Source organism: Variovorax sp. 01T439_2 (assembly GCF_056398445.1).
The window spans coordinates 1-7,645 of sequence record NZ_JBFTPJ010000185.1 but is presented as its reverse complement, the minus strand read 5'-3'; the positions used below and the strand labels follow the sequence as shown (position 1 = coordinate 7,645).

The window sequence follows — 7,645 nt, the reverse complement described above, 5'->3', positions numbered from 1 at the left end:
ATGTTCCAGCGCTACACGGGCGCCTTCGCCGAAGTGGCCCGGCTGAACAAGGGCCTTGCCCAGCGCCTGCAGGCGCGCGAGGCCGAGCTGGAGCAAAGCTACCAGCGGCTGCGCGTGATCGAGAACGAGCAGATGCTCGGCGCCGAGCGCCGGCGCCTGATGCAGGACATGCACGACGGGCTCGGCTCGTCGCTGATCAGCGCGATCCGGTCGGTGGAGCAAGGCGCCATGAGCGGCACCGAGATCTCGGGCGTGCTCAAGGGCTGCATGGACGACCTGAAGCTGGCCATCGATTCGATGGAGAGCGTGGACGCCGACCTGCTGCTGTTGCTGGCCACCCTGCGCTTTCGCCTGGCGCCGCGCATCGAGAGCGCCGGCGTCGCGCTGCGCTGGGAAGTGCAGCCGGTACCCGCGCTGTCCTGGCTGGACCCGGGCGGCGCACTGCACATCCTGCGCATCATGCAGGAGTGCGTGGCCAACGTGCTGCGCCACACGCGGGCCACCATCATCCGCTTCAGCACGGCGACGGACGGCCATGGCGTCTGCGTGGTGATCGAGGACAACGGCGCGGGCTTTGCCGTGGAGGAAGCCCTGCGCCGAAGCGGCCGCGGGCTGCGCAACCAGCAGCGGCGCGCCCTGGCCATCGGCGGCACGGTGCGCTGGGAATCGGGCAGCGGCGGGACGCGCTTCACGCTCTGGCTGCCCCTGCACCATGGGGAGGGTGCCGACAGCAAGACCATGAGCGCCGCCTGAGATTGCCTGTTGCTAGGATGCCGCCATGTCCACGACCCCCGCCAGCTACGAGGTTCGGCAGCTCTCGGCCGACGACGGTCCGCTGATGACCGAGCTTCTCGCGGTTTTCGGCAAAGCCTTCGACGAACCGGCCGCCTACGCCGCCAGCCGCCCTCGGCCTGCGTACCTGCGGCAGTTGCTGGGCAGCGACTATTTCATCGCGCTGGCGGCGCGCGAGGGGTCGCAGGTCATCGGCGGCCTCGCGGCCTACGAGCTGAAAAAGTTCGAGCAGGAACGCAGCGAGATCTACATCTACGACCTCGCCGTTGCCGCCGGGCACAGGCGCCGGGGCGTGGCGACCGCGTTGATCCGCGAGCTCCAGCGCATCGGCGCCGAACGCGGGGCCTATGTGATCTTCGTGCAGGCCGATCCGCCCGATGCGCCGGCCGTCGCGCTGTACACGAAGCTGGGCGTGCGCGAAGACGTGCTGCATTTCGACATTCCGGTGCCGCCGGTGCAACCCGTGCAGGCGTCCTGAAATTCGATGGCCCTCACGCGCGACAACTGGCCGAGCCGCACCGCCGTGCAGGCCTCGCTGGCAGCCCGGTTCACCCTGCCGCCCCTGCCCCCGCCGATCCAGGACTGGTTCGCATGGTGCCGCCGCATGGGGAGCCAGTCCCTTGTGCTGGAGGCGCCGAGCTGGCGCGAAGATGGAGGCGGCGTGCTCACGGGCTCGGGCGCCGTCGACGCGCCCGGCCTGCTGGCCGACATGGAAGGCTACCGCTTCATCCTGGACCGGAAGGCGAGCACGCCCGAGCATCTGGTATGGAGCGACGCCGTGGATGCGGGCCTGTGGCAGCCGCACTGGGTGGTCCTGCAGAACGCCGATGGCGACCCGCTGATCGGCGACATCAGCCAGCCCGAGGTGCCGGTGCTGTGGGACTGGCACGGGAGCGGCCGCTGGTCTCCGCAGCCGCTGTTCCCGAATCTCCAGATGCTGATGGCGCACATCCGGGTGCATGTGCCGCCTTCGCTGCCAGGCGACCATGTGCCCGTGGTCTTCCACACGGTGCACCTGACGGACCTGGGCAACGAACCCCTGCGGGTCCTGGCGGTGCTCAAGGCACATCCGGACTACAAGCATCTCGCGGGCGCAAGCCTGCTGAAGCTCAAGCATCAGCTGCCGTTGCCGCTGCTGGACGACAGCGTCAGCGTTGCCCGGAAGGACGATCTTGTCCACCGCTTCGAGGCGCTGGGCGCGCGAGTGACGGTGGTCGAAAGGGTCTGCCAGCGCACCGAGGAAAATTCATAGCCTTCATCGATGAAGAGGGCTCGGCCTCACGTGACACGAGTTCGGGGCTTTCTACCCGGCAGCGGAAGCGCCCGCCACGCGGTCCAGTGCTTCCATCGCATCGGCCGGCAGTTCCAGCTTTGCCGCCGCCAGGTTCTCGCGCAGGTGCGCGACCGACGAGGTGCCGGGGATCAGCAGGATGTTGGGCGAGCGGCGCAGCAGCCATGCCAGCGCCACCTGCATCGGCGTGGCGCCCAGGCGCTGCGCCACGTCGGAGAGCCCCGAAGACTGCAGCGGGCTGAAGCCGCCAAGGGGAAAGAACGGAACGTAGGGAATGCCGTCGCGCGCCAGCGCATCGATCAGCGCATCGTCGTTGCGGTGCACGAGGTTGTAGTGGTTCTGCACGCAGGCGATGCGGCAGATGCGGCGGCCTTCGGCCACCTGGGCCGGCGTCGCGTTGCTCAGGCCGACATGGCGCACGAGGCCCTGGCGCTGCAAGTCGGCCAGCGCCGCGAGCGGCGCCTCGATCGAGCCCTCGGCCGGGCCGTGCACGTCGAACATGAGGCGCAGGTTCACCACCTCCAGCACCTCCAGGCCCAGGTGGCGCAGGTTATCGTGCACCGCCTGCGCGAGCTCCGCGGGCGAGAACGCCGGCAGCCAGCCGCCGGTGCCGTCGCGGCGCGCGCCGATCTTGGTGACGATGACAAGGTCCTTCGGATAGGGCGCGAGGGCCTCGCGGATGACCTGGTTGGTGACGTGCGGGCCGTAGAAGTCGCTGGTGTCGATGTGGTCGACGCCATTCGCGACCGCTTCGCGCAGCACGGCCACGGCCGCCTCGCGGTCCCTGGGCGGGCCGAACACGCCGGCACCGGCGAGCTGCATCGCGCCGTAGCCGAGCCGATGGACGGCGCGGTCGCCGAGGGTGAAGGTGCCGGGGGTCTGCGTGCTGGACATGGTGTCTTTCCTGAGGCGCTGAAGTGGGGGAACGAGGTCGTGAAGCCCAGTCTAGGCAGCGCCTCGCTGCTTGATAACCCACCATAATCGGCACAGCCTGTGCGGAATTCCAGACAATGAACGTCGACCTCGGGGATCTGAACGCCTTCGTGGCGGTGGCGGGAGCCAAGGGCTTTCGCGACGGCGCACGCCTGAGCGGCACGAGCGCATCGGCCCTGAGCGAGGCGSTGCGCCGGCTGGAGACCGAGCTCGGCGTGCGGCTGCTCCACCGCACGACGCGCAGCGTGCGGCCCACCGAAGCCGGAGAACGCCTGCTCGAGCGGCTGAGGCCCGCGCTGGCTGAAGTCGGTGCGGCGCTGGACGTGGTGAACGGCTTTCGCGACCGGCCCACCGGCACGCTCAAGCTCAACGTGCCGATCAGCGCCGCGCGGCTCGTGCTGCCGTCGATCGTGCCGGGTTTTCTTGCGGCCTATCCCGACATCTCGCTCGAGGTGATTGCCGAGGATGGTTTTGTCGATGTGCTGGCCGCCGGCTGCGATGCCGGCATCCGCTACGACGAGCGGCTCGAGCAAGACATGGTCGCGGTGCCGATCGGCCCGCGGCTGCAGCGCTTCGCGGTCGCGGCCGCCCCGGCGTATCTCGATCGGCACGGCCGTCCGCAGCATCCGCGCGAGCTGCTCGGCCATGCCTGCCTGCGCGGGCGCTTTGCCAGCGGGTCGATGCCTCCATGGGAGTTCGAACGCGACGGCGAAAGCCTGCGCATCGACGTGACGGGGCAGCTGATCGTGCGGATCGGCGCGGCGGCCGATCTCACGGTCGATGCGGCCATCGCCGGTGCCGGCGTGGTCTACCTGTTCGAGGACTGGCTGCGGCCGCATTTCGAAAGCGGCGCGCTCGAGCCGATCCTGGAGCCCTGGTGGCTGCGCTTCCCGGGGCCGTTCCTCTACTATCCGGGCCGCCGGTTGCTGCCGGCGCCGCTGCGGGCGTTCGTGGATTTCATACGAAATGGTTCGTGAATCGTGGCGCGTTCAGAAAACGCATGGGCTATCGCTTCGGTGTATTGGGCACAGTGACCTTGAACGGCACCTCGAGCACAACGAGGCTCTCCACCGGCCTCCCCATGCGCCGCGCCGCCCTGCAGCGCGCCTGTGYCACCGCAGCCCTGGCCGCTTTGTCGAACATACGCGATCTCTTCACGTTCGCCCCAGCGTGCCGATCCGCAGGTCGTAACGCGCGTGGCCAGTCGCGAGGGCCGCGCGGCCAGCGCAACCGCAACCGCAGCCGCAACGGTGTCAGCCAACAAGCCGCTCGATGCCGCAACGGTCCGCCGCGCAAGAAGATGCCGGGGGGCATTGGTCTTGAATCAATACCACCATTCAATGAACTTCTGACTCACGACATAGCTGCCCATCGACCCGCTCCGCTTGACTTCTCGCCCGTCATCCCGCCGCCTGCGCAGGCAGTTCAATTTCATATGCTCGGGCGATACGGGCTACCAATTCTGCGACGGCGACGTTGCGAGCTGCAGCGTTTTCGGATCGATGGACGCATCGGTCCCGATCAACCCCGAGGCCCCGGCCTTGTTGTCCACGACGACGCTCCACCCCGCCGTTCCGGTCAGTTTCTGGGCCACCAGCCGCGCAACAAAATCGGAACCGCCTCCGGGCCATCGCAGCGGATTTAAGTTCTGTTGTTCCGTCCGATACGCTTATAAATTGTTTGTCCAGCAGACCTGAGATCCCGCTCTCGCTGTGAGGTAGCTGCATCCCTTTCAGCCATTAACACATCGGGCCCGCTGGAATATTGGCCAGTTCAGATAGGAACTTGTCATAGTCTGCTCGCTTCACCGGATCGCTTAGTTCTTCGAATGCCTTGAGGAACTGGGACTCCGTTCTGCCGCGAATGTAGGCGATCAATCGATAGACTCCTTTGCGCGGCACCTTTGCCAAAGCGCTTTGGAACGCAGCTTCGATTGCGGCGTTGGGCGCATCTCGCGGCACGCTTAAAAGGCAATAGTGGTCGCAATACTGAAACTGCATACAGTTCCTTTTCGGACATTGATCCGGGGCGTCTCAATCAATCGCTTTACCCATCTCTTCCACTACTTTTTTCGCATCCCCAAAGACCATCATGGTCTTGTCCATGTAGAASAGCTCGTTGTCCAGGCCGGCATAGCCCGCCGCCATGGAGCGCTTGTTCACGATCACCGTCTTGGCCTTGTAGGCYTCSAGRATGGGCATGCCGTAGATCGGGCTGCCCTTTTGCAGCGCCGCCGGGTTCACCACGTCGTTGGCGCCCAGGATGATGGCCACGTCGGCCTGGCCGAACTCGCCGTTGATGTCCTCCATCTCGAACACCTGGTCGTAGGGCACCTCGGCCTCGGCCAGCAGCACATTCATGTGGCCCGGCATGCGCCCGGCCACCGGGTGGATCGCGTACTTCACGGTGATGCCCTTGTGCGTGAGCTTCTCCGCGAGCTCCTTCACCGCATGCTGGGCGCGCGCCACCGCCAGGCCGTAGCCCGGCACGATCACCACCGTCTCGGCGTTGCCGAGCACGAAGGCCGCGTCGTCGGCGCTGCCGCTCTTGACCGGCCGCTGCTCCTTGGCCGCACCTCCGGCCGTGACCGCCTCGCCGCCGAAGCCGCCCAGGATCACGTTGAAGAACGAGCGGTTCATGGCCTTGCACATGATGTAGCTCAGGATCGCGCCCGAGGAGCCCACCAGCGAGCCGGCCACGATCAGCATCGCGTTGTTCAAGGAGAAGCCGATGCCCGCGGCCGCCCAGCCCGAGTAGCTGTTGAGCATGGACACCACCACCGGCATGTCGGCGCCGCCGATCGGGATGATGATGAGCACGCCCATCACGAAGGCCAGCGCCAGCATCGCGAAGAAGGCCGGCCAGCTTTCGGTGAAGACGAACACCAGCCCSAGGCCGATCATSGCCAGGCCGAGCACSAGGTTSAGCATGTGCTGGCCCTTGAACTGCACCGGCGCRCCCTGGAACAGGCGGAACTTGTAGGTGCCCGAGAGCTTGCCGAAGGCGATCACCGAGCCGCTGAAGGTGATGGCGCCGATGGCCGCRCCCAGGAACAGCTCGAGCCGGTTGCCSGCGGGAATSGGCGCGCCCTTGGCGATGCCTTCGAGCATGGCCGCGGGTTCGACCACGGCCGCGACCGCGATGAACACCGCCGCCAGGCCGATCATGCTGTGGAAGAAGGCCACCAGCTCGGGCATCTTGGTCATCTCGACCGTCTTGGCGCGGTAGGCGCCGTAGCCGCCGCCGGCCGCCAGCCCCAGCAGCACCCAGGCCAGGCCSGTGAGCTGGCCGCCGGCCAGCTTGTAGATCAGCGCACCGGTGGTGACCACCGCGATGGCCATGCCGGCCATGCCGAAGAGGTTGCCGCGGATCGAGGTGGTGGGRTGSGACAGGCCCTTCARGGCCTGGATGAAGCAGACGCTGGCGACCAGGTACAGCAGCGTGACGACGTTCATGCTCATTGCGAGGCTCCCGCTTCGGCCTTGGGTGCGGCCTTCTTYTCTTTCTTCTTGAACATCTCGAGCATGCGCCGCGTGACCAGGAAGCCGCCGAAGATGTTCACCGCCGCCAGCGCCACCGCGAGCACGCCCATGGTCTTGCCCAGCGGGGTCTCGGTGAGCGCGGCCGCCAGCATGGCGCCCACCACCACGATGGCCGAGATCGCGTTGGTCACGGCCATCAGCGGCGTGTGCAGCGCGGGCGTGACGGTCCACACCACGTGGTAGCCCACGTAGATGGCCAGCACGAAGATGATGAGGTTGATGACGGTATGGGAAACGGGATCCATGATTTCTTCTCCTCGCGTGGGTGCTGGGGGCGGCTTATTTCTTCGTGACCTGGCCGTCSTGCGYRACRCGGCAGGCRGCGACGATGTCGTCCTCGAGGTCGATCTTCAGGCCGCCCTCCTTGGTGACGATGAGCTTGAGGAAGTCGAGCACGTTGCGCGCATAGAGCGCCGACGCRTCGGCCGCCACCAGCGCCGGCAGGTTGGTTTCGCCGACGATGGTCACGCCGTGCTTGACCACCGTCTTGTCGGCYTCCGACARSGGGCAGTTGCCGCCSAYGCCRYCCGSGCCCTTGCCGGCCGCGATGTCGACGATCACCGAGCCSGGCTTCATGGCCTTGACCATGTCCTCGGTGATGAGCGTGGGCGCGGCGCGKCCGGGRATGAGCGCGGTGCTGATGACGATGTCGGCCAGCGCCACGCGCTTGGCCACCTCGACCTGCTGGCGCGCGAGCCAGCTCGCGGGCATGGGCTTGGCATAGCCGCCGACGCCGACCGCGGCTTCCTTCTCCTCGTCGGTGTCATAGGACACCTCGATGAACTTGCCGCCGAGCGATTCGATCTGCTCCTTGACGCTCGGGCGCACGTCGGAGGCCTCGATCACGGCGCCCAGGCGCTTGGCGGTGGCGATGGCCTGCAGGCCGGCCACGCCGACGCCCAGGATGACCACGCGCGCGGCCTTCACGGTGCCGGCGGCGGTCATGAGCATGGGGAAGAAGCGCTGGTACTTGTCGGCCGCCATGATCACGGCCTTGTAGCCCGCGATGTTGGCCTGCGAGGAGAGCACGTCCATGCTCTGGGCGCGGGTGGTGCGCGGCGCGGCTTCGAGCGCGAAGGCCGTGAGC

General features: G+C 67.2%; 9 protein-coding genes. 4 read left to right on the top strand and 5 right to left on the bottom strand.

The annotated features are described in order from the left end of the window. The 3 genes from AC1DOC_RS11215 to AC1DOC_RS11205 form a co-directional block, all read left to right on the top strand. Positions 1–753, top strand: a 753-nt coding sequence (locus tag AC1DOC_RS11215) for a sensor histidine kinase (protein ID WP_478129808.1), incomplete at its 5' end; no start/stop codon positions are given. Positions 754–778: 25 nt separating this feature from the next. Next, positions 779–1,270 carry an AAC(3)-I family aminoglycoside N-acetyltransferase gene (locus AC1DOC_RS11210; RefSeq protein ID WP_015866064.1) on the top strand — a complete coding sequence of 164 codons (492 nt, stop codon included), beginning with the start codon at positions 779–781 and terminating at the stop codon, positions 1,268–1,270. A 6-nt stretch (positions 1,271–1,276) separates the two neighbouring features. Continuing rightward, positions 1,277–2,044: a hypothetical protein gene (locus AC1DOC_RS11205; RefSeq protein WP_015866065.1), complete on the top strand. Its 768-nt coding sequence runs from the start codon at positions 1,277–1,279 to the stop codon at positions 2,042–2,044. Positions 2,045–2,095: 51 nt separating this feature from the next. On the opposite strand, the gene AC1DOC_RS11200 is transcribed toward AC1DOC_RS11205, so the two are convergent. Beyond that, a complete protein-coding gene (locus AC1DOC_RS11200) occupies positions 2,096–2,977 on the bottom strand; it encodes an aldo/keto reductase family oxidoreductase (protein WP_015866066.1) in 882 nt (293 codons plus the stop codon). A 116-nt stretch (positions 2,978–3,093) separates the two neighbouring features. Here AC1DOC_RS11200 and AC1DOC_RS11195 point away from each other — a divergent pair, with 116 nt between their 5' ends. After that, positions 3,094–3,993 carry a LysR family transcriptional regulator gene (locus tag AC1DOC_RS11195; protein WP_478129807.1) on the top strand — a complete coding sequence of 300 codons (900 nt, stop codon included), beginning with the start codon at positions 3,094–3,096 and terminating at the stop codon, positions 3,991–3,993. A gap of 762 nt (positions 3,994–4,755) precedes the next feature. Here AC1DOC_RS11195 and AC1DOC_RS11190 read toward each other — a convergent pair. From AC1DOC_RS11190 to AC1DOC_RS11175, 4 genes are all read right to left on the bottom strand, one after another. Then, the gene (locus tag AC1DOC_RS11190) at positions 4,756–5,016 is read right to left on the bottom strand and encodes a heat shock protein DnaJ domain protein (RefSeq protein WP_015866069.1); all 261 of its coding nucleotides are present in this window, start codon (positions 5,014–5,016) and stop codon (positions 4,756–4,758) included. 33 nt (positions 5,017–5,049) lie between these two features. Continuing rightward, complete coding sequence (locus AC1DOC_RS11185; RefSeq protein WP_478129806.1) at positions 5,050–6,477, bottom strand: NAD(P)(+) transhydrogenase (Re/Si-specific) subunit beta; 1,428 nt, start codon at positions 6,475–6,477, stop codon at positions 5,050–5,052. Next, positions 6,474–6,803, bottom strand: coding sequence for an NAD(P) transhydrogenase subunit alpha part 2 (locus tag AC1DOC_RS11180; RefSeq protein WP_012745555.1), 330 nt, complete (start codon positions 6,801–6,803; stop codon positions 6,474–6,476). Before AC1DOC_RS11180 ends, AC1DOC_RS11185 begins: the two co-directional genes overlap by 4 nt. 34 nt (positions 6,804–6,837) lie before the next feature. Continuing rightward, the coding region (locus AC1DOC_RS11175; protein ID WP_478129805.1) for a Rossmann-fold NAD(P)-binding domain-containing protein at positions 6,838–7,645 on the bottom strand (808 nt) is incomplete at its 5' end.